This window comes from Pseudarthrobacter sp. S3 (assembly GCF_050156905.1).
In the GTDB taxonomy this organism is placed as follows: Bacteria; Actinomycetota; Actinomycetes; order Actinomycetales; family Micrococcaceae; genus Arthrobacter.
Window position 1 is genome coordinate 3,502,044 of sequence record NZ_CP189583.1, and the last position, 22,990, is coordinate 3,525,033.

Here is a 22,990-nt window from a genome sequence, read left to right on the forward strand (position 1 = left end):
AAGCCGGCCGGCCTCCAGGCTTCCGGCTGACTTCACAAGGCAGGACGGCACATGAATCTCGGAACCCAGACCATCGGTCCCACGGACATCGACCCGGTGCTTAAAGCCCTGGCCGCCGCCCTCCACGGTGAGGGACCCGCCGTCGAACTTTCCGTGAGCCCCAACGGCGAACTGGTAGTGGGACACACCGAGACGCCCGGCTGCGATGACGCCGTGGCGGTGGTCCGCACGTCCGGCTCGACGGGCGCGCCGAAGGCCACGATCCTCACGGTCGAGGCGCTGGCGGCCTCATCCATGGCCACCGCCCTGGCGCTCAAGGGCGAGGGCCAGTGGCTCCTGGCGCTGCCGGTGCAGTACGTGGCCGGCGTGCAGGTGCTGGTGCGCTCGCTGTTCGCCGGCACCCGGCCGTGGGTCATGGACATGTCCGGCGGCTTCACCCCCGAGGCCTTCACGGCAGGCGCCCTGGAACTGACCGACAAGCTCCGCTTCACCTCGCTGGTGCCCACTCAGCTCCAACGCCTCCTGGAGGCGCCGTCGCCGGAGACCCTGGCCGTGCTGCGCCGCTTCAACGGCATCCTGCTGGGCGGCGCACCGGCGTCGGCCGGACTGCTGGACGCAGCCCGCGAGGCCGGCGTCAGGGTGGTCACCACATATGGGTCCGCGGAAACCTGCGGCGGCTGCGTGTACGACGGCGTGCCGCTGGAAGGCGTCCAGGTTCGGGTGGCCGAGGACGGCCGCATCCTGCTCGGCGGCGACACAGTGGCCGCCGGGTACATGGATGCGCCCGAAGCGACGGACACGTTCTTCGAGGAGGACGGCGTCCGCTGGTACCGCACCAATGACCTCGGCACGCTGGACGCGGACGGCCGGCTCACCGTGCTGGGCCGCGCCGACGACGTCATCATCAGCGGCGGGGTCAAGGTCTCTGCCGCGCATGTGCAGGAAGAGCTGGAAAAGTTCGACGGCGTCGCGGCGGCTTTTGTGGCCGGCGTCCCGTCCACGGAATGGGGCCAGGCCGTGGCCGCCTTTGTTGCCCTCGATGGAAGTAACTCTGGCGCCGGTGCCACGGGCACCCCTACCGGGGATCACGCCGTCGTACTCAAAGAGGAATGGCACCGGCGGCTGGGCCGCCTGGCACCGAAAACCGTGCTGGCCGGCCCGGAGCTGCTGATGCTTCCCAACGGCAAGCCGGACCGCCTGGCGATGATCGACCGGCTCAACGCGCTGCATCAGGGAAAGTAGAGTAGAGCTGCACCGGCGGCCCGTTCGCGGCCGCCACCACCGTTTCACCGTTCTCCCGACCCAACACGAGGTACTGACCGTGGCCACAGCCGCACAATGGATCCAAGGCGCCCGCCTCCGCACGTTGCCGGCCGCCATCGCCCCGGTACTGATCGGCACCGCCGCGGCCTACGAGCTGGATTCTTTCCGCCCCGTTAATGCCGTGCTGGCCGCCCTGGTGGCACTGCTGCTGCAGATCGGCGTGAACTACGCCAATGATTATTCGGACGGAATCCGCGGCACCGACGAGGACAGGGTGGGGCCGCTGCGGCTGGTCGGATCCGGGACGGCCCGCCCGGAGCACGTCAAATATGTGGCCTTCGGAACGTTCGCGCTGGCCATGATGTTGGGCCTGGTTCTGGTAATCATCACCCAGAGCTGGTGGCTGATCCTGGTGGGTATCGGCTGCGTCATGGCCGCCTGGGGCTATACCGGCGGCAAGAACCCCTATGGCTACATGGGCCTGGGCGACGTTTTCGTGTTTGTCTTCTTCGGCCTGGTGGCAACCCTCGGCACCACCTACACCCAGGCCGGCCAGGTCAGTCTGCCATCCGTGGTCGGTGCGATCGGCACCGGGCTGATCGCCTCGGCCCTGCTGATGGCCAACAACGTCCGCGACATCCCCACCGACATCCAGGCCGGCAAAAAGACCCTGGCCGTGCGTCTGGGTGACAAGCACGCCCGCGAAAGCTATGTGCTGATGCTGGCCGTGGCCATCCTCCTGGTGGTCATCCTGGCTCCCGGACGTCCGTGGATGCTGATTGTGCTGCTGCTCATCCCGGCCTGCTTGATGCCCGCCTGGCTGATGATCAACGGCCGCAAGCGCAAGAGCCTCATCCCCGTACTCAAGCAGACCGGCCTGATTAACCTGGGCTACAGCCTGCTGTTCTCACTGGGGCTGGTGCTCAGCCACGGATTCTAAGCCGGCTCCAGGCCGGCTAGGCCTCGGGGGACTTTGTTTCGGGCGCCTTCGGGCCGCTGTTCCGGATGGTGATGTCCGGGTTGGCGTCCAGGAGGCTGTCTTCGGCTTCGGCATCGGCCACCTCGCCTTCGCTGCGCAGCGGCTTGGCCTTGCCGGAGAGCCGGCCGTGAATGGCGGCAGCGGCGTCGTCGCGCTGTTTCTGGAAGAAAAGGTAGCTGACCGCAAACGCGATCAGCGCTGCGCAGATGACTGACAGCACCGCCCCCAGCTTCAGGAACATAAAGAGCACAAAGAGCGGCGCAAACAGCGCCAGCCGGATCAGGGAGTATTTTAGAAAAGCCACGGTGCAAGTTTAGCCGCCCTGCCTGAACGCCCCCGGCCTGCGGACGATAGACTTAATGGCATGCTCTTCCGTGTGGTTCTCGCCGTCGCCGTTCTCGTCATCTTTGTGTATGGCCTGGTGGACGTGATCCGCACTGACGGCCGCCTCACCCGCGGGATTTCCAAGCCGGCCTGGATCGTGGTGATGATTGTCCTTCCGGTGCTCGGCGCCATCCTGTGGCTGCTGATCGGCCGTCCCCGCGACTCAGCTCCGGTCCGCCAACCACGCAGCCACCCCACCGCGCCGGATGATGATCCCGATTTCCTCCGCAACCTGGAAATGCGCCGCCGGAACCAGGCTGAGGCCGCCCGCCTCAAGAAACTCAAAGATGACCTTGAGGCGAAGGCCAAATCCGACGGCGGTCCGGCGGGCACCGGGCAGGACAGCACCGGCAAACGGGGCAACGGTGGGATCGGCCACGACGAAGCCGACGATGCCAGCACGGGAGACGCGGACAGCCACGATACCGGCGACATAAAGTAGGAAAATATGGCGCAGCACCCCGACGGAGAATCCCAACAGCCTCTTGCACCCGCCGCGGCCGCCAGCCCGCCGCCGCCGCGGCCCGGGCTGTCCTACGCCGCTCCTGCGCCCATCGTGGTCATTCCGCCGACACCGCGGAGTGTCCGCTTGGGGGGGGCATTCTGGCTGTTCAGCTTCGTGGCAGGCGTGGCCGTGCTTATCGGTTCGTTCCTGACCCGCGACTCACACCTGGAGCGGCTCCGCACTGTGGTGGACCAGATGTCCCCCGGCGGCGGACCTGACGCTGTGACCACATCCGCGACCATTGTTTTCTGGGGCAGCCTGGGCGCCCTGCTGCTGGTGATCCTGCTCGAAGCGGCGGCGCTGGCAATTTTCTCAGCGCGCCGCGGCTGGTCCCGCTGGCTCATGATCCCGCTGCTGGCCGGGCAGGTGGTGTGCATGGTGGTGGCCTCAGCTTTCCTCGTCCCCGACGGCGACGCCGGCAGCTACGTTGTGATGCTCTGGGGAGCCCAGCTACTCCTTGCGTTCCTCGGCCTGGTGGCGGTTTTCGTGCCCTCGGCCGGCGGGTGGCTCAAGGCAGCGCGGATCCAGTCGGCGCAGTTCAGGCCGGCGCGGACGCGGCAATAAGGGCTGAGCTCAGGCGGACTGCGCGTGCAGCTGCAGCGCCGAGCATTCAGCCACGACACCCTCACAGCTGCGCATCACCACCCGGCAGGCCTCCACGGCTGAGCGGTCCGTCAACGGGTTTTCCGATACTGTCCGCCAGCGGTCCACGCAGCGGCGGGCTTCGGCCAGGACTTCGTCCGGTCCGGCATCCGGCGCCAGCCCCATCCTCAGGGCAGACGCCGCTCCCCAGCCGCCGACCAGCCTTTCGGCTTCCGCCGCCAACTCATCGTTGAGGGATACACCGGTGGTACGGATCGTGGCGAGCAAGCGGAGCTCACGGAACTCATGGGCGTTGGCCTGAAGGCGTTCCAGGGCAGCGGCCAGGTGGCCGGCACCCTCCCGGGGCACAGTGCGCAGCAGGCCTTCCACTCCCACCAAGGCAGTGCGGGCTTTGAGGGCATCCCCGCGGGCCTGGAACTGTCGCGCCACAAGATGCAGCAACGGGTCCAGGCCGCTGCGCCGGGCCAGTTCATGCGCCAGTGGCGTGGGCTCGGTGAAGCCGCTCCGGATCAGCACCACGCCCAACCGAATCCCGAACAGGCCGAACCGCTCCAGGAGCGAGGCACGGGCTTCAGCGCCCAGGCCTTCCGGGACAGAGGCCCTGATGAACCTGTCCGCCGAGAGCAGCATCCGCTCCCGGGCGGACCGCTCCATGCCGGCCAGGACCTGCAGGGACTCGAAGTCCGACTGGCGCATGCTGCGTGCGCTCTGCGCCAGCAGCCCGGCCACCGGGACCACCCCCAACGCCAGCTTGCGCAGGCTGTGGTCCCGGCGGTACCGGTCAGCGATGTCACCCGCGGAGAGCAACGAATCAATGCGGCCCGCACCGATCTCATCGGCCCGGGACAGCACGGCAAGGGCGTTCACGGTTCCCGACCTACCCGCCTCGGTATCCCTGAAGGATTCGAGGAACCGCAGGTCCGAGGCGTGCATGTGGCGCATCAGGTAAATGATGGCATCAGCCTCGGAGGGCGCGTCCACGGGGATGAGGAAATCGGTGGACCGGGCAGAGACGTTTTCGGACAACGAGGCAATTCCCGGGGTGTCTATCAGCGTGAGCTCGCGCAGGGCCGGCGAGGGCCACTCCACCACCAGCCGTTCCATGTCCTCGGCGCGGGCGTTGCCCAGGACAAACACCAGGCGGCCGTCCACGCGCTTCAGCGGCAGGATGTGCGGTTCACCGGCAATGGGGTAGGCCGTAATCCGGGGTGTGTGCCCGTAGCGGTACCAGGTCACAATCTTTGTGCATTCCCCGGTGTCGGTCGGGGCGATCTCCTCGCCGATAATGGCGTTCAGCAGCGTGGATTTTCCCGCCTTGGCCATGCCTGCCACAGCGATCCTGAGGGGCTCGGACAGCCGCCTGGCGAAGGCTTCCAAGGCCGCAGCCGCAGCGGGGTCGTCCGCATACAGAAGCAGGGCGTCCTGGATCAGGTCCCCCACTCCCGTGCTGATGGACTCCTTCATCTGGCCTCCGCAACCACCGGCGCCGTGCCCACCGACGGCCCGCCCGCCGTCGGGCTTCCCGGCGCCGGGGATTGCGACACTTCGGCGGCCAGCAGGGAAGCCGCATGGTGCAGGGCGTCCACCTTCTTGAGCTCGGCCTTGATCTCGCGGATGCGGATGTCCTTTTCCAGCGTGTACGTGGTGGCTGCCTTCTGGGCTGCGGATACCGAGTCCGCCAGGGAGCGGTGGTGTTCGTCGGCGATTTCCGTGAAGTGGTCCCGGGTGGAGCGCTGCACCAGGCGGAGGCGGTCCTTGAGCTGCTTGCCCACCTGGAAGGTGACATCGTCCAGCTGGCGGCGGACCAGCGCTTTCGCTTCGGCCTGCCGGCGCTTCAGCCGGGCTTCCTTGTCCTCCCGGTACGCCTTGCGGCCCAGCAGCAGGCCCGCGCCCACGGACAGGGGATTGATCAGGGCCATACCGAAAATTCCGGTCAGGAGCCCGAACATCAGCACGCCGCCGTAGGATCCGCGCATGCCGATCAGGACCTTCTGCAGGGGGTTCACGTGCCCGTCGTCGAGGGTTGGCATATTGTCCACGGGGTCCAGGGCATCGCCGGTGTCCGAGACGTGCAGCACGGGCAGGGCCACTTCGTCCTCCGAAAAATGCTCCGCCACCTGTGCGGCCAGCCACTGCGCGCGTTCGCTGGTCCAGACAAACGTGTCCGAGATCGCGGCGGCGGCGCACTCCTCGAGCCACGCGGAAAACTGGGTCCAGGTGGGGCCGGGGTCGCCCTGGTCAATAGCGGCCTCGGCTTCGCGCTGTATGCGCCGCAGCCGGTCGCGCAAGTCGTACTCCATGTCCGCGATCAGGTCCCCGATGCCGTCGTTGAGCGTGATTTGCCACCTGGCAGACCGTTTGCGGAGCTCATCGGCCTGCGACTTCGCCTCCTCCAGCCCGGCAATCATCTGCGGCGTCCCCTCAGGATCCTCAAGAGCTCCCAACTCGGACCGCAAGGACAGGCGCAGGTTCTCGGTCACGGAGAGCAGATCCTGGCTGACGGAGCGCCGTTGCAGGCGTTCCGCTTTCCCCACAATTTCATTGCGGAGATGGCCTATCAGCCCGGGGAAACCTGACTCCACATTGAGCTCGCTGTCCTGCAGGCGGGCGGCCTCCAGCCGGAGGTCTGAGGAAACCGCGAACAATGGGATGTCCGGCGCCACCTGCGCGAGCTGGGCCCGGTCCATGGCCTCCACACGCCGCCAGTCCGGATACAGGTCCGTTTTGGACAGGATGCCCGCAACGCTCGGGGTAATCCGCATGGCCTGGCGCAGGAACCGCATTTCGGGCTCGGTGTACTCCTGGGAGGCATCTGACACGAGCAGCATGGCGTCCGCGGTGGGCAAGGCCGTCAGGGTGGTCAAGGTGTGCGAGGAGCCCAGTCCTCCCACACCCGGGGAATCGATGACTGTGAGTCCACCGCCCAGGACCTTACGGGGCAGGAACACCTCGGCCGCTACCAGCTTCTTGACGTTCCCGGGGTTGCCCCGCTCGGAAACGTAAGCCGCCAGGTCGGCTATGTTGATGGGCTGCCGCTCCAGTCCGGCTTCGTCGCCGGGCTCTGTGCCGGCTGTGGGCAGCAGGATGGCGGCGGACGCGGGGTCCCCGTGGCGCACCAGGGTGGGCACCGAGGTGGCGATGTCGTCGTCGACCGGGCACACGGGGGCGTTCACCAGGGCGTTGATAAGTTTGCTTTTGCCTTGCTTAAATTCCCCCACCACGATCACGCGGATACTGGGATCCTTCAGTCGGCGCAGGGTATGGTCCAGGCGTTTGTGCAGGTCCGCGCGGTCCCCGGTCCCCACCAGTTCGATGCCCTGCTCCACCAGCGACGCCAGCTGGCCGGAGTTCATCGGAACCGACGTCCGTCCAGGGACTCCCGGTCGTTGCGATTCAGCCATAATTTGTCCTTTGCAGCTGGGGTGCGGGTGGGACGGGGGATAATCCGCGAAGAGCCCGGCAGGAGGCTGGTGGCCTCTGCCGGGCGCTCCCGGTACCCGGAACTGATGCCTAGAGAACGATCGTCGAATCCTCGACTGCGACGTCTGTTTCGACGTCCAGATCGGTGTTGGTGGAGTTGTCCGAGTTGTCCTGGAAAGAGTCCTCGACCTCAACCGGGTTGAAGGAATCAACAACCTCCACCTCGGTGGTCTCGGTCTGCGAGTTGTCGTTGAAGGAGTCCGCCAGGTCCACGGCCACGTCGGTGTTGGTGGAGCTGTCCACGGAGGAGTTGTCCTGGAAGGAATCCTCGATCTCGACGGCAACATCTGTGTTGGTGGAGTTATCCGAGTTATCGGAGTTGTCCTGGAAGGAATCCTCGATCTGCACCGAGTTGTCCATGGAGTTGTCGGAGTTGTCGTTGAACGAATCAGCGACATCAACGTCAACGTCGGTGTTGAACGAATCGTCCACATCCAGCTGGCTGTTGCCGATGTTGACATTGCCGCCGGCGGTGATCGAGTTGTCCGTGGAGTTATCCGTGGTGTTGTCCGTGTTGTAGGAGTCACTGGTGTTGTAGGAATCCCGGACGTTGTTGTCGTCCCCGGCAGCCAGGGCCTGGTCGCCGGAAGCGATGACAGCCTCGTTGTCGAACCACTGGTTCACATCGCCGTCGGCCCAGATGTTCTGGTTGACGGACTGGTCCGTGACCGTGTCGCGATCATCCACCGTTGACGTGTAGGAGTAGTTGTTCACTACGTGGTTCAGCTGCTGGACGGCGTGGGCGTGGTCGTCGTGATCGTGGTGACCGCCGCCGGCAGGAGGCGGGGTGTGACCCGCACCGCCGCCTCCAGGAGGCGGGGTGTGGCCGGCGCCGCCGTTGCCGCCGGTCCACGAGGTGTTCCCGCCGGTGTTGTACTCCCGGTCGAAGGAAGAAGCGTTAACACTGATGGGTGCGTAGTCCAGGACAACCGGCATGGCGGCGTCAACGTCCGCGGAGCAGACTTCGCGCAGGCCGGCATCCTCGAGCGATCGCTCCGGATCGTTCAGGAACTCCTCGGCAGCGGCGGGGTTGTTGAACAGGCCCATCAGGAACTGGACGAGCTGGTTTGCGAGTGTAGGCATTGGATGGGCCTCAAATCTTCTCGGAGTTGTGGATCGCCGGGCCTCGGTGCCGGGCTTAAATCAAACCTAAGGTCCTTCGTAGGGGCCGGGCATCGGGTTGTGTCCCCGTACCCGGATGCCCCGCATTAGGGGTTTGCCTGTTTCGTGGCTAGGGGCAGCACGGCTCAGTCCGGGCCCGGATGATCTGCCCTTAGCGCCAGCCTCAGGCGCACCAGCAGATCGGAGCGGTTTTCGGCCCCAAGCCTCCGCCGCATCCTGGCAATGTGATGTTCAGCGGTCCGGGGGGAAATGTAGATGGCTTCGCCGATTTCCCGGTAGGTCTTCCCTTCCAGGACCAACCGCGCCACTTCCTTTTCGCGTTCGCTGAGCCCCGAGGCGTCAGGATGCGCGCCATGATTGTTCTCGGCTGCGCTGCGGCGCACTTCCGGTGACAGCCCGTCGGGCGGCCCGGTGGTTCTGCCCTGCGGGTGGAGGTCCCTGGCGCAGGCAAGGAGCCGCATCATGTCCCTGCGCTCGTCTACCTGCGCGGCAGCATGTCCTGCCAGCCGGGCCCCTTCCCACGGCATGCCCACCACTTTCAGTCCCCGGGCAGCGTTCTCCACATCCGTCGTCTGGAACCGGCCGGCCAGGACGCTGACCCAGGCCTTGCCTGCGGCGGCGAGCACAGCGGCCATGTGACTGTAGTCCGCGGCCCGCACCAGCGCTGCCGCATGCGGGGCAAGGTCGGCCGGGCTCTGGTTCAGCAGGGCAGCCTGGACGGCCGCCCAGTGAAGCGGAACGGCCCACAGGGGTGGCTCCCCCAGCTTGGTCAGCAGAGCCCACGCTTCATCCAGATAATCCGCGACGCGCCGTGTCTCCCGCAACCGGGCGGCAGCAATCATCAGTTCGCCCCACGGCAGCAGGCTGTAAAGGTCGACGGCGGAGTGCAGCATCGCTTCGCGGGCGCGCTCCCAGGCCATCACCAAGTCATGGACGTCGCCGCTACGCCGCGCAAGGCCCACTTCCAGGGCCGCGCACAGGAACTCGTCCCTGGGAACCAGCGGCCAGTGGTTGGCTTTGGAGGCTTCGTTGATGGCCAGCCGTGCTTCGCCAGCATCGTCCTGCTGCATGGCCGACCACGCCTGCAAGAGGTGGAGCCGTGGCTTGGCGGCGTCACCGCCCTGCCTCGCGGCGACGGCGGAGCGGATGATGGTGTCCGCTACGTGGGATTCACCGCTGTGGAGGGCCAGTAACGCGGCCAACGCTCCAGGCGTGTCCGGAAGGGGCAGCGCCGAACCGGACGCGTTGAGCATGTCCGAAGCATGGATCAGCAGGGGGAGGCCCTTGTGTGGATCCCGCTCCATCGACTCCATCACGCCCTTGCCCGTTTGCGAAAGCGCTACCGCCAGTAGGGTGGGCGACACCGGTGCCGACCCGGCGGGAAAGACCTCTTCCGCGCCCGCCCGGTCGCCGCTGCCGATCATGGCCACCGCGGCAAGCGGGGCGGACCGGCCCATGTTCGCCGGACCAAGCCAGGCATAGAGGTCGGCACTGCGGACCAGCAGCCCTCGCTGTGCCCAGACGGAAGCAGCAACATCGACGCCAAGCCTGACATCCGGCGGATCGGAGCTCACCAGGAGCCCGTCAATAATCCGGCCGGCGGCGTCGAGGTCGCCCGTGGCGGCTGCGGCCTGGGCGCGGCGGGCAGCGATGCGCAGTTCGTCCGCCCCTGCCAGCAGCGCTTCGCTGTACAGCTGGGCGGCCAGACCGGGGTTGTGCTCCAGTGCTTTGTCCGCTGCGGTTTCGAGTTCGGCGGCGACCCTCGGGTCCGCCAGTCCGCCCCTCGCCAGCTCGCGGGCAAGGTCGCCGAAGGGCCGGCGCTCGGCCGAAACAAAACCGACGAGTTCCCGCTGCAATGCATGCACCCGGGCTGTGGGCGTGCCGTTCAGGAGCGCGTGCTGCGCGGGGCCGACGACGGTCCCGTCGGCAAGCAGCAGACCCGAGGCCTCGGCGCGGTGTACCACGGCGTCCAGGCCCGGACTGTCAGGGCTTTCCAGCTTGTGCGCCAGCGCACCGGGCAGCGGACCGGGCAAGGTGAAGCCCACGGACAACGCCAGCACGAGTTCCCGGACTGCCGCGTTCTCGCCCCGCAACTGCTGTGCCATGTCAGTGGCTCCGCCGGGCGCCGACGTCCCTGCCTCGTGCAGTTCCCGTTCGTGCTGCGTTTGATCGGCGGCCATGCCTCAGACCGCCGCTTCGGTGGTTGGCGCGGGATCCATGGTGGGTGACGGCTCGGCAACCGGGTCAGGTACCGGTGCAGGGTCCGTCGTCGGGTCAGGCACCGCCTCCAGGACCGTCGTTGGCTCGGGGGCCGGCGCCGCGGAGGTGGTCGGATCCGGTGCAGGCTCCGTCGTCGGGTCGGGTGCGGGAGTCGTCGGGTCCGGAGCCGACTCGGTGGTCGGGTCCGGCGCGGGATCCGTCGTCGGGCCGGGAGCCGGGTCAGTTATAGGAGCCGGGGCAGGGTCAGTTGTAGGAGCCGGGGCCGGGTCAGTGGTCGGATCGGGCACAGGAACGACGGGCACCGTGCCCGCGTCCGTTGTCGGGTAGGTCACCGGACCTGGAAGGGAACCTCCGGAACCCGGTGCGGGCTCACCCGAGGTACCCGTTCCGGCAGCGGCCCCGCCGGCGACCGGTTGGCCGGCTACGGTTGGTGGCCTGCTGGTGGGCGACGCAGCGATGTCCAGTCCCGCAGCACTGGCCGCCACATTGCTGTTCTCCGGCCTGGCGCTGGCTTCAATCCCCTGCACCGGGGCCTGCGCCGCGCCTGCTCCCGCCGCGGCACCCCCGGCCCCGGAACCGCCCGCCGCCGAACCACCGGCGCCGGTTCCCGGAACCGCGGCATCTCCGGCGGCGGCATTCGCCGCGTCTGCTCCCGCCGGGACGAACATCGCCGTGAGGCTGCCGAGTCCGTCGGGGCTTTGGGCTGCCGTCGCCGTAAGCCCCGTGAAGAGGGCCGCTACCGCTGCTACCGCCGTCAGCCGCACGGTGGAACGGGGCCCGTGTGCACCGGCCTTGCGCCCGGGGGCATGGGCACCGCCGGCACGGGCTCCAACGGAGTGTGCGGCAGCACCGGCGTCGGCAGGCCGGGACCAGCTGGCACGTCGGCCCGCTGCTCCAGGATGCCCCTCAGCCAGTGTGAGGACGACGACGGCTGCCGGCTGAGCGGTCAAGGCAGCAGGCTGCGCGGTCGCCTCCGGCTGTGCGCGGAGGGCGGCAACCGCGGCGCCGAGGCAGATGGATGACTTGGGATCGGCATCCACGGCGATGGGCCGGTCCAGCTGCTCCGAAATCAGCTGCGCGACCAGGGGAATGCGCGACGAGCCGCCGATGAGAAGCACCGCGGACAGGTCAGCCGGGGTGAGCCCCAGGTCCTGGAGCGAACGCTCCAAGGCATCCACTGTCTCCCGGATGGGCTCGCTGATCATTGCCTCGAACTCGGAACGGACCAGCCGCACCTGCTGCTGGAACCCCGGCAGCAGCACCCAAATGCTGGCCTCGCTGTCCGCGGACAGTGCCTCCTTGGCTTCAACACACTCCCGCCGCAGGCGCGACAGGGCCGCCAGGGCGCCGGGCGCCGACGGGTCAAGATTGGCCAGGCCCTGCCCGGCGTGATCGGCAACGTACCGCAGGACCGCCGCGTCGAAGTCGGCGCCACCCAGCCCCTCGATCCCTTCGGGACGGCCCAGGAGTTCAAAGTGTCCGGCGTCTGTTTTCTTCAGGACGGCGGTGTCGAAGGTCCCGCCACCGAGGTCGTAGACGGCGATGGTGCTGCCGTCCTCCACGCGCATCTGGGCGGCGTAGTGCAGCGCCGCCGCTTCCGGTTCGCTGATCAGGGTGACGTTGGCCAGGTCTTTTGCCGCCAGGGCAGCGAGGATGCGCTGGGTCCGGTGCGCGCCCCAGGAGACAGGGTGGGAAAGGATAATGTCCGACGGCGGCGCGCCCTCGCGCTCTTCCGCCCGGTCAGCGACCCAGCGCGCCATCGTGGCGAAAACGTCCTCAGCGGGAAGGGAAAGCGTGCCTACCGCAATGGGGACGTCGTCCCCCACCCGCCTTTTGAATTCCCGCACCACCCGCTCCGGAGAGTCGAGGCCGCGGCGTTCGGCAGCCTCCCCCACCAGGACGGGGCCTTCCTCGGGGTAGTACACCACAGATGGCACGGCCGCTCCGCGGAGGCCCAGCGGCAGGCTCTCCGCAACACGCGAAGCATTCTGATCAATCCGGACTATGGCGGCGGCGGTGAAACTGGTCCCGACATCAACGGCCAGAACATAGTTCATGGGCACCTCGGCAAAACGCAGCTAGTTGCCTGCGAGCTTCATCACTGACAACTCCCACCAAGGTAGCATCACCGTCTGCGGGGCAACACCCTTATTCATACATCGATTGGCGTATTGACTGGCCGCTTCCGGGGACGCCCGGAGAAACCCCAGTTCAGAGGCCCGAGTAGGAGTGCAGACCGTTAAAGAACTGGTTGACGATGGTGAAATTGAAGACCACGCAGAGGTAGCCGACGATCGAGAGCCAGGCCGCGCGGGTGCCGGTCCAGCCACGCGTGGCGCGGGCGTGCAGGTAGCCCGCGTAGACCACCCAGATCACAAACGTCCAGACTTCCTTGGTGTCCCAGCCCCAGAACCGGCCCCAGGCCTTTTCGGCCCAGATGGCGCCGAACATCAGCGTGAAGGTCCAGCCGATGAACGCGATGGCGTTGATCCGGTAGGACAGGTTTTCCAGGCTCAGGGCCGAGGGAACCAGGCGCATAAAGCCAAGCTTGTCCGCGCCCCCGGCGGCCACCGTCTTTTGCCGGTGCGTCTGCACCAGCTGCAGGGCGGACATCGCGAACGTGAGGGTGAAGAGGGACGATGACATCACGGCGATGGAAACGTGGATGACCAGCCAGTAGCTCTGCAGCGCCGGAACCAGGTGGCCCACGGGCGTCCAGAACGCCACCGAGGCGGCCACGAGCATGATGATTACCAGGCCCACCACGAAGGTGCCCAGGAAGCGAAGGTCGCGGCGGATCAGCACCAGCAGGAACACGGCCGTGACAACGAACGCCCCCGTGGTGAGGAACTCATACATGTTGCCCCAGGGCACGCGGCCGGACCCGATGGCACGCGTGATCACGCCGGCGCCGTGGATCAAGACACCGAGGACCGTGAGGGCGACGGCGACCCGCGCCGGAACGCGCCGTTCCGCCGCGTAGCGCATGTCGGCGTCGGCGGTCTGCCCTGCCCCGGAAGCCGGCCCGCCCTGCTTGGCAACGGACGACGACGGCCGCTCGGCCCGTCCCACGGGTCCGGCCAGGTGTGAGTCCACCCTGTCCGCTACCGCGGCTGAGCCAGCCAACGCTCCAACAGACGCACCGGCGCCGGCCATCGCGGGTACCCTGGCCCCGGCAGCCTCGGCCGCTTTCAGGTCAATGGCGCGCAACGCTTTGCTGCTCTTCGCGAGGTCCCAGGCGAAGGCGATGAAGGCCACGGTGTAGGTGCCGGCGGCGAGCAGCATAAACAGCTCGCTGTACTGGCCCATTGTTTCGTTGATGGCGAACGGCATTACTTGTCCTTTTTCGGCCCGGTGGGGCCAGCTGGGGAGGTGAGCGAGACTGCGCCATTATCGCCCTGGCGGCTGGGAGTTTGCTGGGTGACGCTGGAAGCAGAGTCGGAATCGGGATCCTCGAGCTGCCACTCTTCGGACAGCAGCTTCCGGATGACGGCCACCTCCGCGGCGAGCCGGTGGTCCTCACCGCGGGCAAGCAGGCCATACTCCACCATGGTCCGGCCATCCTCGTGGGTTCCGGTCCGGATCCAGACGCGGCGCCGGTTGACGTAGAGCGAGACGATCAGGCCGCCCACGGCCAGCAGCGCGAATATGAGCGCGTAGAGCTGGCCCGGGTTGTGGTGGATGTCTACGCCCACGTATCGCTTCACGCCGTCGAAGCTGATGCTCCCCTTGCCGTCCGGCAGGGTGTAGCTCATGCCGGGCGCCAGGGTGATGCCGCCGGCCTCCAGGTTGCGGGCGTTCAGCGGGGTCAGGTCCTTGACGTCGATTTCGAAGACGTTCTGCGGCGAGCCGCTGTCCAGTCCAAGGTCGCCGTAATACGAGTTCAGGGACAGCCGCGGGTTGAAAAGATCGGGGTCGCCGCTGAAGGACACGCCCTTATCGTTGACGAACGCCGTCGGGAGGAAGAACCCCTGGAACCCGAGCTGCTCCGGCTTGGCGTCCGGGACCTTGATCACCAGGGACGAGTAGTAGTTGTCACCCTGGAGTTTGGCCACCACGGGACCCTGCATGGCCACGTTGCCGGCGCCGTCGCGGATTGTTACCACCGGCGCGTAGCCGTTGCCGGTCAGGTAGATGCTGGTGCCGCCCAGGGTCACGGGATCGTTGACCTTCAGGACTTCCTGCCTGGCAGGCGAGTCCGGGGTTTCCCGGGTGGTGACTTCGGCGTTGAAGTCGATGGGCTGACCGATTTTGCCTGGTGATTCGCGGTCAAACAAGACGTCGAATTTGTCCAGCTGGATGGAATACGGCTGCAGCTGGCTGGACTGGAAGTTGGTGCCGGGGGTGAATTGGTCGTAGCCCACCAGCGTGTTCACGAAGGTGTCGCCCTCCACCAGGATGCGCTGGCCGCTGTAGCCGAACAGGCCGCCCACGGCCACGGACACCAGCACGCCGATCAGCGACGTATGGAACACCAGGTTCCCCACTTCCTTGGCGAAGCCGCGCTCGGCGCCCAAAGACGGCCGCGCACCGTCGTCGTCCCTCACGTCAACGCGGTAGCCGCGCTTCTTCAGCACTCCGGCGGCACTGCGGATGGCGTCCGACGCCGGGAGGCCGGCGTCGGCGGGAACCACCAGGGTGCCGTACTCGGGGAGGCGGGAGAGACGTTTGGGGGTCCGCGGCGGCTGGGAGCGCATGGCCCTGTAGTGGGCGATGGCACGCGGGACCACGCAGCCGATCAGCGAGATGAACAGCAGGATGTAGATGGCCGAGAACCAGGCCGACGAATAGACGTCGTAGAGCTGCAGGGTATCCAGCAGCTTCCCGTAGTCCGGGTTGCCCTTGATGTACTGCGTCACGATGGACGGGTTGGCCGGGCGCTGCGGGAACAGGGACCCGGGCACCGCGGCAACGGCCAAGAGGAGCAGCAGGAACAGCGCCGTGCGCATGCTGGTCAGCTGGGTCCAGGCCCACCGCAGCATCTCCACCGGCCCCAGGACCGGCAGCGCCGCCTCAGTTTTGGCTGCGCCAACGGGGGCCGGAGACTTTTTGTTTGCTTTCACGCGCTCGCTCATCAGATTGGCAACTTCACATCGGTTTGGAACCAGTACTGCAATTCGGTGACCCAGGTGCCCCAGACGCCGCTGGCCATCAGCAGGCCCAGCACCACCAGGATCCCGCCGCCGATCCGCTGAATGGCCACGCGGTGCGTGCGGAAGAAGGACATCACGCCCATACCGCGCCGGACCGCCAGTGCGATCAGCAGGAACGGGATGCCCAGGCCCAGGCTGTAGACAAACGCCAGGAAAGCACCCTTGGCTGCTGATGAACCGCCGGACAGGCTCAGGAGCTGGACGGCGGAGTAAGTGGGGCCGATGCACGGGGCCCAGCCGAGTCCAAACGTGAGGCCCAGCAACGGTGCGCCCCACAGGCCGGCCGGCGGCTTGGCGTGGATCTTCGCATCGCGCTGCAGCCAGCCGAACCCGCCCATAAACACCACGCCCATGAGGATGACCAGGACCCCCAGCAGTTGGGTGATCCAGGCATTCTGCGAGCCGGTGATCAGCGTGCCCAGCTGGCCGAACGCGCCGCCCAGCAGGACGAAAATTACCGAGAATCCCAGCACAAAAAGCCCGATGCCCGCAAGCATCCGGCCACGTTTCTGCTTCTCCAGGTCTACGCCGCTCAGTCCGGTGACGTATCCGAGGTAGCCGGGCACCAGGGGCAGCACGCACGGCGACAGGAAGGACACCAGGCCGGCGAGCAGCGCCACCGGGATGGCAAGCAGGAGCGAGCCACTAAGGATAGTTTCGGCGAAGGGGCTGTTCACGGTCCGGGGCCGCCGTTACTCTGCCACGGCGGCGGTGATGAGGGCTTTGAGGGTGCCCTTCTGGACTTCGCCCAGCACGCGCGAGGCCACGCGGCCCTGCTTGTCCAGGACCAGCGTTGTGGGGACCGCTCCCGGTGGGACCAGGCCGGAGACCGCAAGAAGCACGCCGCCGCTCTTGTCATCAAAGCTGGGGTAGGTCAGGTTGAACGTTTTGTCGAAGGCCTCTGCGGTGGCTTTTTCGTCGCGGAGGTTGACGCCGAAGAACCGCACGCCTTGGTCCTTGAACTCCTGGTGCAGCTCTTCCAGGATGGGTGCCTCCACCCGGCAGGGTGCGCAGGCGGCGAACCAGAAGTTCAGGACCGTCACCTTGCCCTGGAAGTCCGCGGGGGCTATCTGGGTGCCGTTGAACAGCGTGCCGTTAATGGCGACGGCGGCCTTGCGGTCCGCCGCCGTGAACTCGGTCACCGAGCCGTCCCCGGCCACGTAGTTCTTGTTGTCGCCGGCTTTGGCCTGCTTTGCGAGGGCGTCTTCCTGCGCACAGGCGGACAGGCCCAGGGTCAGGGCGGTCAGGGCGGCGCCGCCGGCAGCGAGCACTGCGCGGCGGGATGCGGTGCCAGCCGTTGTGCGGGATGTTGTCCGGTTGTCCATCACGTCAGGCTCCGGGGGTGCTGGCGGCGCCGGGAAGGAGCGCGGCAGCGGGCTCACTGTACTCAACACGCAGGAGCGAGCCGTCGTCGTCGAACACCAGGGAGGTGATGGACGTCAGAGTGCACTCGCGTTTGCGCGGGTCATGCCACAGCGGCTTGCCTTCGGCGCTGAGACGGGTGGCCCAGATGGGGAGCTGGTGGCTGACCATGACGGCTTCCGGACCGCCTGTGCCGTAGTCTCCGGCGGCCAGTTCGATGGCTCGGAGCCGGGCGTCCTCAACAGCTGCCCTGACGCGCGCGGCCTGTGCCTTATAAGGTTCGCCCCAGGAGGGCCGGAACGGGTTGACCAGGTGCAGCCAGTGCTTGGGCTTCCGGAGCTCGGCTTTGGTTACCTTTATGCCCTGGAAGTAGTTTTCCGCTTCGATGATGCGGCCCTCCGTGTGGATTTCCAGGCCCAACGCCTCAGCAGTGGGAGCGGCCGTTTCCTGCGCCCTGACCAGCGGCGACGCCGCGAGATAGACGATCCTGGCCCCGCGCGCGGCACGCTCGGCGAAGTGGTCGGCGAGCATCTGCGCCATTTCCCGGCCCAGCTCGGAGAGGTGGAATTCGGGCAGCCTGCCGTACAGAACGCGGTCAGGATTGTGGACCTCGCCGTGGCGGAGCAGATGGACAGTGGATTGGGGCATGTCTACCAGTTTCTCAAAGATGGCGTGCGATCCGAAATCTTCTACATCCAGTAGAACTCAATTTTTTGGAAATATGTTCCGAAACCGGGAACAGAACATGCAAATGCATGTTTATACTGGATGCAGCGGATAGTTGAGGATTCAACAGATGAAGCGTCAAGCTATCCGGATATACCACCTGACAAACCCTAAGGAGAAACATCATGGCTCTTCCCGCAGACGTCACCACCGGCACCTGGACCCTCGACAACTCGCACAGCGAGATCGCCTTCACCGTCCGGCACGCAGGCATCAGCAAGGTCCGCGGCCAGTTCAAGGATGCCGCGGCAACACTGGACCTCGCCGACAACGTGGCCGATTCCAAGGTCAGCGCCATCATCCAGACCGCCAGCTTCGACTCCGGCGATGTCAACCGCGACGGCCACGTCCGCGGCGAAGACTTCTTCGACGTCGAGACGTTCCCGGAAATCTCCTTCGTCTCCAACGGACTCGTGGCCAAAGGCAACAGCTACGAGCTGACCGGGGACCTCACCATCAAGGGGGTCACCCGCGCGGTTGCTTTCGAGACCGAGTTCAACGGCGTGGCTGTGGACCCGTTCGGCATGACCCGCGCCGGCGTCTCCGCGGAAACCACCATCAGCCGCAAGGATTTTGGCCTGACCTGGAACGCCGTACTGGAAGCCGGCGGCGTGCTGGTCAGCGACAAGGTTGCCATCAACCTGGAGCTCGCGTTCATCGCACCCGCAGCATAGTTTTCATCCTGAAGCACCCCGGCCGCCCTACCCCGGAATCTGGCGGCGGGGGTGCTTTGTTTTGTCCCCTAGGTACCGGCGAACCCGCGGTCTACAGTGAGACCCATGAGCAACAATGAAGTGCCACAGCCCCAGCAGCCTCAGCAGCCCGGTGCCGAGCAGCCTGGTCCCCAGCCGTACAGTCAGCCGGGCCCGGCCTACAACCAGCCGGGCCAACCGGGCGGCTTCCAATTTGCGATGCCTACCGACGGCCCTCACAGCCTTAATGACGTTATGCCCAAGGGCGGTTTCTCCGGCATGTTCAGCGTGACCGGGCTGCCCACCGAGCTCAAGATCTCGTACTGGATCTGGCTCATCGGCGGCATGTTGGGAGTCCTTGGCGGCCTGTTGGCAGTGCTGGGCTCGCTGGCGTTGTTCGTTGTGGCACCCGGGCTGGCTGCTGTGTTCCTCCTACTCATCCTGGTGGCCCTCGCCCTGGCCGCGGCCCAGATTGTCCTGGTCCTGAAGATGAAGGAGGGCAAGGAGTGGGCCCGACTGGCCCTCACGATCGTCGCAGGCGTTTCACTGGTGCTCGCCGTGATCGGCGGCAGTGTGGGCGGCGGCAGCGGGATCGGCAACAACTGGCTGGGCTTCCTCATCTCCGCCGCGGCAACCGTCCTGATGTGGCTGCCGAACTCGCAGGCCTGGTTCAACTCCGTCAAGGGACGCGCGTAGACGCATCTCACCCGGCGGGGATGTTAGCCGGGCTGATATGCGCGTTGACGAAGCTGGATAGACAGCTTGTGCGCACGAATATCCGCTGAAAACAGGGCCGTGGACGAACCGGGCTGACTTCCGCCCGAATACCTCTCTGGAATGATCCCCCGCGGCATGCGCCGGGGGTACGGTGGGAACTAAGCCGTACTGGGGGCAGGCCAGTTGGACTGCACCCAGCAGCCGAACTGACATCCGACCTGCAAAGGACCGCTCATGAGCACGCCTGTCCCGCCTCCTGTCCCGAACGAGCCTGAGCCCGGCAACCAACCGCCAGCCCCCCGATACGGCGAGAACAGCCCGCCGTTCGGGCAGCCCACGCCACCTGCGCCGCAGTACGGGCAGAACGCCCCGCAGTATGGCCAGCAGACTCCCCCGGCGCCGCAGTACGGGCAGAACGCCCCGCAGTATGGCCAGCAGACTCCCCCGGCGCCACAGTATGGGCAGAACACCCCGCCGTACGGACAGTCCCCTTACGCGCAGTACCCGTCAGAACAGCCGCAGGCTACTGAATCGAACGGAGTGCCCCGGCTGGTCAATATCTCGTTCTGGCTGCTGATCGGCGCGGGTGTTGTGTACGTCATCAGCCTGCTGATGGGCATCGGCATGCTTGATGATCCTCAGATCCGGAATGCGTTCGACGACGCCATGCTCAGCAGCGGCGCCACTCCTGCTGACTTCAACTACGAAAACTTTAAGGGCATCCTTGCCGGATCGCTCGTAGTCTTCGCGATTATCGGTGCGGGGTTGTACGCACTCGTGGCGTTCTTCGTCCGGAAGGGCAAGAACTGGGCCCGCATCCTCGGCACCGTTTTCGCGGCACTGTCCATTTTTGGCCTCTTTGGCGTACCGAGCTTCGGAACCCTGGGGACTCTGGCGGGGATCGCGGCCATCGTGCTGCTCTACCTGCCGGCGGCGGCCCCGTACTTCCGCAAGCCGCAGCCGTTCGCCAGCCCCTACGGCGCCCCGGGCAGCACGCCTGGCAACCCGTACGGCCAGTAGCAACACAAGGCCAAACCACACCCAAATGGGCGTGGACCCAACCAACGGCCAACGAAACTAGGCGGACTGGTCCGGGGTCTGCGCCCGTTGGGCGTGATAGGCGAGGATCTGCAGCTCGGTGGCCATGTCCACCTTGCGCAGGTTCACGCCCTCGGGGACCTGGAGCATGACGGGGGCGAAGCTGAGGATGCTGTGGACGCCGGCAGCCACCACGCGGTCGCACACGGCCTGCGCCACGGTGGCCGGAAGCGCAAGGACCACCATGTTGGCGCCCGTCCGCTGTAGCACCGCCTCCATGTCCGCGGCGTCGCTGACCCGCAGCCAGCCCACCTCATTGCCCACCACCATCTGGTCGGCGTCGAAAATGGCCACCACGTCAAACCCGCGGGACTCGAAACCGCCGTAACGGGCCAGTGCTTTGCCGAGGTTACCCGCGCCAACAATGGCGACCTTCCAGTCGTGGGTCAGCCCCAGGGCGGCGGAGATGTGACGGCTCAGGTACTGCACTTCGTAGCCCACGCCACGCGTGCCGTAGGAGCCCACGTAAGAGAGATCCTTGCGAAGGGTTGACGAGCTCACGCCCGATGCTTCCGCCAGGGACTCCGAAGATACCCGTTCGACGCCGTCGGACAGCAGCGTGTTAAGGGCGCGCAGGTAGATGGTCAGCCGTGCCACTGCTGCGGGCGGGATCTGCTTGGCCGCCTCTGTACCGTGGGCAGGCTGCGGACCGTGGCCAGGCGGTGTCCCCTGGACGTTCTCTGCACCTTGGACAGCCTGGGGAGATGAATCCAGTGATGTCACTATCCCCTCCATCCCATCGCGTCGTGACTCCACTCTAGAGCCCCGCCGCTAGTGCCAACAAAGCCGGCGTCATTCCGCGAGGCCGCTTTCCTATCAGGCCATGGCGCGTTGGAGGACGCGCTCCAGCCGGGCTTCGTCGATCTTCCAGAAATCGCGCTGGATTCCATCCACCAGAACCACGGGGATTTCCTCCGCGTACCGCTCACGCAGTTCCGGCAGCTCATCCACTAACTGTTCCGTCCACCCAAGTCCCAGCAACGCAGTAACGCGTCCGACGGCGTCGCGCGCGGCTGCGCACAGGTGACAGTCTGCTTTGGTGATGAGGACTACCTCGGGTTTTGCCATGCATTAACCGTAACGCCCCACTGGCACTGGCACTGAAATCCTGGCCGCCGAGTATTGACTAGACTCGTGGACATGCCCGAGGAGAAATACGTCGCTGTGGTGACCCAGCCGGATGCGTTGATGCAGACCGGCGAAGCCGCCTTCTTCGACGTCGATAACACCCTCATGAAGGGCGCCAGCCTTTTCCACGTTGCGCGCAAGATGCACCAACGCGGTGCCTTTACGCTGACGCAGGCTGCAGGGTTTGCGTGGAAGCAGTTTAAATTTGTGACGCGTGGCGAGAACATGGACGACGTGCACGCTGTCCGCGATTCTGCCCTCACCCTCGTTGCCGGCATCACGGTGGAAGACGTCAAGGCCTTGGGCGAAGAGGTCTACGACGAAATGATCGCGTCCAGGATCTGGCCCGGCGCCAAGGCACTGGCGCAGCAGCACCTCCGCGTGGGCCGGCGGGTCTGGCTGGTCACCGGCACCCCCATTGAGGTCGCCACCGTCATTTCCACCAGGCTGGGCCTGACAGGAGCCTTGGGCACGGTTGGCGAGGTTGCCGACGGCATGTACACCGGCCGCCTGGTGGGCGACATCCTGCATGGTGCAGCGAAGGCTGTGGCCGTCCGGGAACTGGCAGGCGCCGAAGGCCTTGACCTGAAGCGATGCTGGGCCTACAGCGACTCATACAACGACATCCCACTGCTGACCTTGGTAGGGCACCCGGTAGCCATCAACCCCGATGCCAGGCTCCGCCGCCACGCACGGGACAATAACTGGCCGGTCTACGACTTCCGATCCGGCCGACGCGCTGCCACCTTGGGCCTCAAGGCAGCAACGGCCGGTGGCGTAATTTACGGACTTTGGAAAGGCTTCGCCCGCATCCGCGGTCCCCGGGCATAACCGCCGCCGCAACTGTCGCCGTCGACGTTTCACGTAGGAGCGCATCGCGGCCGCTCACACGCAAAAAAATGCCCGCTGCCGGATAGGCAACGGGCATTTCACGCTTGTTGAAGTATCTCTACTTCTTATTACGGCGCTGGTGACGGGTCTTACGAAGCAACTTGCGGTGCTTCTTCTTGGCCATACGCTTGCGACGCTTCTTAATAACTGAACCCACGAAAGTTCCTCACAAACTAGATGCAGTACCTGTCTGATGGAAAAGGTCCGTGGACAGAGCTACAGAACTGAAACAACTGACAGATTCTTACAATGACGTAAAACGTTCCTTAACAGGGTACCGCTTCTTGAGCATGCCCACTGACCGCAGGTAATGCTCAGGCGGTTTCGGTGTGTCCGTCCACCACAGCACCCTTAAGGTACTGCTCGACGGCGTTTTCCGGCACCCGGTACGACCGGCCGAAACGCACAGCGGGCATTTCGCCTGAATGGACCAACCGGTAAACGGTCATCTTAGAGACGCGCATGACCTCGGCCACTTCGGCGACGGTCAGGAACTTCGCGTTCGAGAAGTTCTGTTCTGCGGACATTTCGCTATTCCTTTGCTGATGGATGACGACAGTAACCCCAGCTGTGTTTCATTGCGGTGTGCCGATGCTGAGCCATCCACCAACCATGTGTTAGATACTCTAGAGGTTCATGGGGCTGTAGTGAAAGTCATCCGGGCAAT

General features: G+C 66.0%; 23 protein-coding genes. 8 read left to right on the forward strand and 15 right to left on the reverse strand.

Annotated elements, in window-relative coordinates; genetic code table 11:
* Positions 1-51 precede the first annotated feature (51 nt).
* The gene (locus tag ACQCSV_RS16830; protein WP_354155217.1) at positions 52-1,242 is read left to right on the forward strand and encodes an AMP-binding protein; all 1,191 of its coding nucleotides are present in this window, start codon (positions 52-54) and stop codon (positions 1,240-1,242) included.
* Between the two features lie 79 nt (positions 1,243-1,321).
* Entirely contained in the window at positions 1,322-2,203 is an 882-nt protein-coding gene (locus tag ACQCSV_RS16835) for a 1,4-dihydroxy-2-naphthoate polyprenyltransferase (RefSeq protein ID WP_426938858.1), read from the forward strand.
* A gap of 16 nt (positions 2,204-2,219) precedes the next feature.
* On the opposite strand, the gene ACQCSV_RS16840 is transcribed toward ACQCSV_RS16835, so the two are convergent.
* A complete protein-coding gene (locus ACQCSV_RS16840; RefSeq protein ID WP_354155215.1) occupies positions 2,220-2,546 on the reverse strand; it encodes a DUF4229 domain-containing protein in 327 nt (108 codons plus the stop codon).
* Positions 2,547-2,606: 60 nt separating this feature from the next.
* Between ACQCSV_RS16840 and ACQCSV_RS16845 the strand changes: the two genes are divergently transcribed.
* Positions 2,607-3,068, forward strand: coding sequence for a PLDc N-terminal domain-containing protein (locus ACQCSV_RS16845; RefSeq protein WP_426938859.1), 462 nt, complete (start codon positions 2,607-2,609; stop codon positions 3,066-3,068).
* A gap of 6 nt (positions 3,069-3,074) precedes the next feature.
* The gene (locus tag ACQCSV_RS16850) at positions 3,075-3,695 is read left to right on the forward strand and encodes a hypothetical protein (RefSeq protein ID WP_426938860.1); all 621 of its coding nucleotides are present in this window, start codon (positions 3,075-3,077) and stop codon (positions 3,693-3,695) included.
* 9 nt (positions 3,696-3,704) lie between these two features.
* Here ACQCSV_RS16850 and ACQCSV_RS16855 read toward each other — a convergent pair whose 3' ends face one another.
* The 10 genes from ACQCSV_RS16855 to ACQCSV_RS16900 all read right to left on the reverse strand — a co-directional run bounded on the left by ACQCSV_RS16855 (position 3,705) and on the right by ACQCSV_RS16900 (position 17,719).
* Positions 3,705-5,198, reverse strand: coding sequence for a dynamin family protein (locus ACQCSV_RS16855; protein ID WP_354155212.1), 1,494 nt, complete (start codon positions 5,196-5,198; stop codon positions 3,705-3,707).
* Positions 5,195-7,087, reverse strand: coding sequence for a dynamin family protein (locus ACQCSV_RS16860; protein ID WP_426939579.1), 1,893 nt, complete (start codon positions 7,085-7,087; stop codon positions 5,195-5,197). Before ACQCSV_RS16860 ends, ACQCSV_RS16855 begins: the two co-directional genes overlap by 4 nt.
* Before the next feature lie 157 nt (positions 7,088-7,244).
* Positions 7,245-8,297, reverse strand: a complete 1,053-nt coding sequence (locus ACQCSV_RS16865; protein ID WP_426938861.1) for an IniB N-terminal domain-containing protein — start codon at positions 8,295-8,297, stop codon at positions 7,245-7,247.
* 164 nt (positions 8,298-8,461) lie between these two features.
* On the reverse strand, positions 8,462-10,516 hold the full coding sequence (locus ACQCSV_RS16870) for a LuxR C-terminal-related transcriptional regulator (protein ID WP_354155209.1): 2,055 nt from the start codon (positions 10,514-10,516) through the stop codon (positions 8,462-8,464).
* Positions 10,517-10,519: 3 nt separating this feature from the next.
* Positions 10,520-12,613 carry an Hsp70 family protein gene (locus ACQCSV_RS16875; protein WP_426938862.1) on the reverse strand — a complete coding sequence of 698 codons (2,094 nt, stop codon included), beginning with the start codon at positions 12,611-12,613 and terminating at the stop codon, positions 10,520-10,522.
* A gap of 154 nt (positions 12,614-12,767) precedes the next feature.
* On the reverse strand, positions 12,768-13,889 hold the full coding sequence (ccsB, locus tag ACQCSV_RS16880; RefSeq protein WP_354155207.1) for a c-type cytochrome biogenesis protein CcsB: 1,122 nt from the start codon (positions 13,887-13,889) through the stop codon (positions 12,768-12,770).
* The gene (resB, locus tag ACQCSV_RS16885; RefSeq protein WP_354155206.1) at positions 13,889-15,631 is read right to left on the reverse strand and encodes a cytochrome c biogenesis protein ResB; all 1,743 of its coding nucleotides are present in this window, start codon (positions 15,629-15,631) and stop codon (positions 13,889-13,891) included. Before resB ends, ccsB begins: the two co-directional genes overlap by 1 nt.
* Entirely contained in the window at positions 15,631-16,386 is a 756-nt protein-coding gene (locus ACQCSV_RS16890) for a cytochrome c biogenesis protein CcdA (protein WP_354155205.1), read from the reverse strand. Before ACQCSV_RS16890 ends, resB begins: the two co-directional genes overlap by 1 nt.
* A 15-nt stretch (positions 16,387-16,401) precedes the next feature.
* Positions 16,402-17,034: a TlpA disulfide reductase family protein gene (locus ACQCSV_RS16895; protein WP_354155204.1), complete on the reverse strand. Its 633-nt coding sequence runs from the start codon at positions 17,032-17,034 to the stop codon at positions 16,402-16,404.
* Positions 17,035-17,038: 4 nt separating this feature from the next.
* Positions 17,039-17,719, reverse strand: a complete 681-nt coding sequence (locus ACQCSV_RS16900; protein WP_354155203.1) for a histidine phosphatase family protein — start codon at positions 17,717-17,719, stop codon at positions 17,039-17,041.
* Between the two features lie 203 nt (positions 17,720-17,922).
* Here ACQCSV_RS16900 and ACQCSV_RS16905 point away from each other — a divergent pair, with 203 nt between their 5' ends.
* From ACQCSV_RS16905 to ACQCSV_RS16915, 3 genes are all read left to right on the forward strand, one after another.
* Positions 17,923-18,471, forward strand: coding sequence for a YceI family protein (locus tag ACQCSV_RS16905; RefSeq protein ID WP_354155202.1), 549 nt, complete (start codon positions 17,923-17,925; stop codon positions 18,469-18,471).
* A 105-nt stretch (positions 18,472-18,576) separates the two neighbouring features.
* Entirely contained in the window at positions 18,577-19,185 is a 609-nt protein-coding gene (locus ACQCSV_RS16910) for a hypothetical protein (RefSeq protein WP_354222400.1), read from the forward strand.
* A gap of 255 nt (positions 19,186-19,440) precedes the next feature.
* Positions 19,441-20,226 carry a hypothetical protein gene (locus ACQCSV_RS16915; RefSeq protein ID WP_354155200.1) on the forward strand — a complete coding sequence of 262 codons (786 nt, stop codon included), beginning with the start codon at positions 19,441-19,443 and terminating at the stop codon, positions 20,224-20,226.
* Between the two features lie 57 nt (positions 20,227-20,283).
* Here the strand turns inward: ACQCSV_RS16915 and ACQCSV_RS16920 are convergent, their stop codons facing one another.
* Positions 20,284-21,027, reverse strand: coding sequence for a redox-sensing transcriptional repressor Rex (locus ACQCSV_RS16920; protein ID WP_426938863.1), 744 nt, complete (start codon positions 21,025-21,027; stop codon positions 20,284-20,286).
* A 93-nt stretch (positions 21,028-21,120) separates the two neighbouring features.
* Positions 21,121-21,372 (reverse strand): glutaredoxin family protein, encoded by a 252-nt coding sequence (locus tag ACQCSV_RS16925; RefSeq protein WP_282330126.1) that lies wholly within the window; start codon positions 21,370-21,372, stop codon positions 21,121-21,123.
* Positions 21,373-21,444: 72 nt separating this feature from the next.
* On the opposite strand from ACQCSV_RS16925, the gene ACQCSV_RS16930 reads away from it, so the two are divergent.
* On the forward strand, positions 21,445-22,263 hold the full coding sequence (locus tag ACQCSV_RS16930) for an HAD-IB family hydrolase (protein ID WP_354155198.1): 819 nt from the start codon (positions 21,445-21,447) through the stop codon (positions 22,261-22,263).
* A gap of 118 nt (positions 22,264-22,381) precedes the next feature.
* Here ACQCSV_RS16930 and ACQCSV_RS16935 read toward each other — a convergent pair whose 3' ends face one another.
* Both ACQCSV_RS16935 and ACQCSV_RS16940 read right to left on the reverse strand, forming a co-directional pair.
* Entirely contained in the window at positions 22,382-22,480 is a 99-nt protein-coding gene (locus ACQCSV_RS16935) for a 30S ribosomal protein bS22 (protein WP_003792170.1), read from the reverse strand.
* 157 nt (positions 22,481-22,637) lie between these two features.
* On the reverse strand, positions 22,638-22,850 hold the full coding sequence (locus ACQCSV_RS16940; protein ID WP_043452394.1) for a helix-turn-helix domain-containing protein: 213 nt from the start codon (positions 22,848-22,850) through the stop codon (positions 22,638-22,640).
* Positions 22,851-22,990 lie beyond the last annotated feature (140 nt).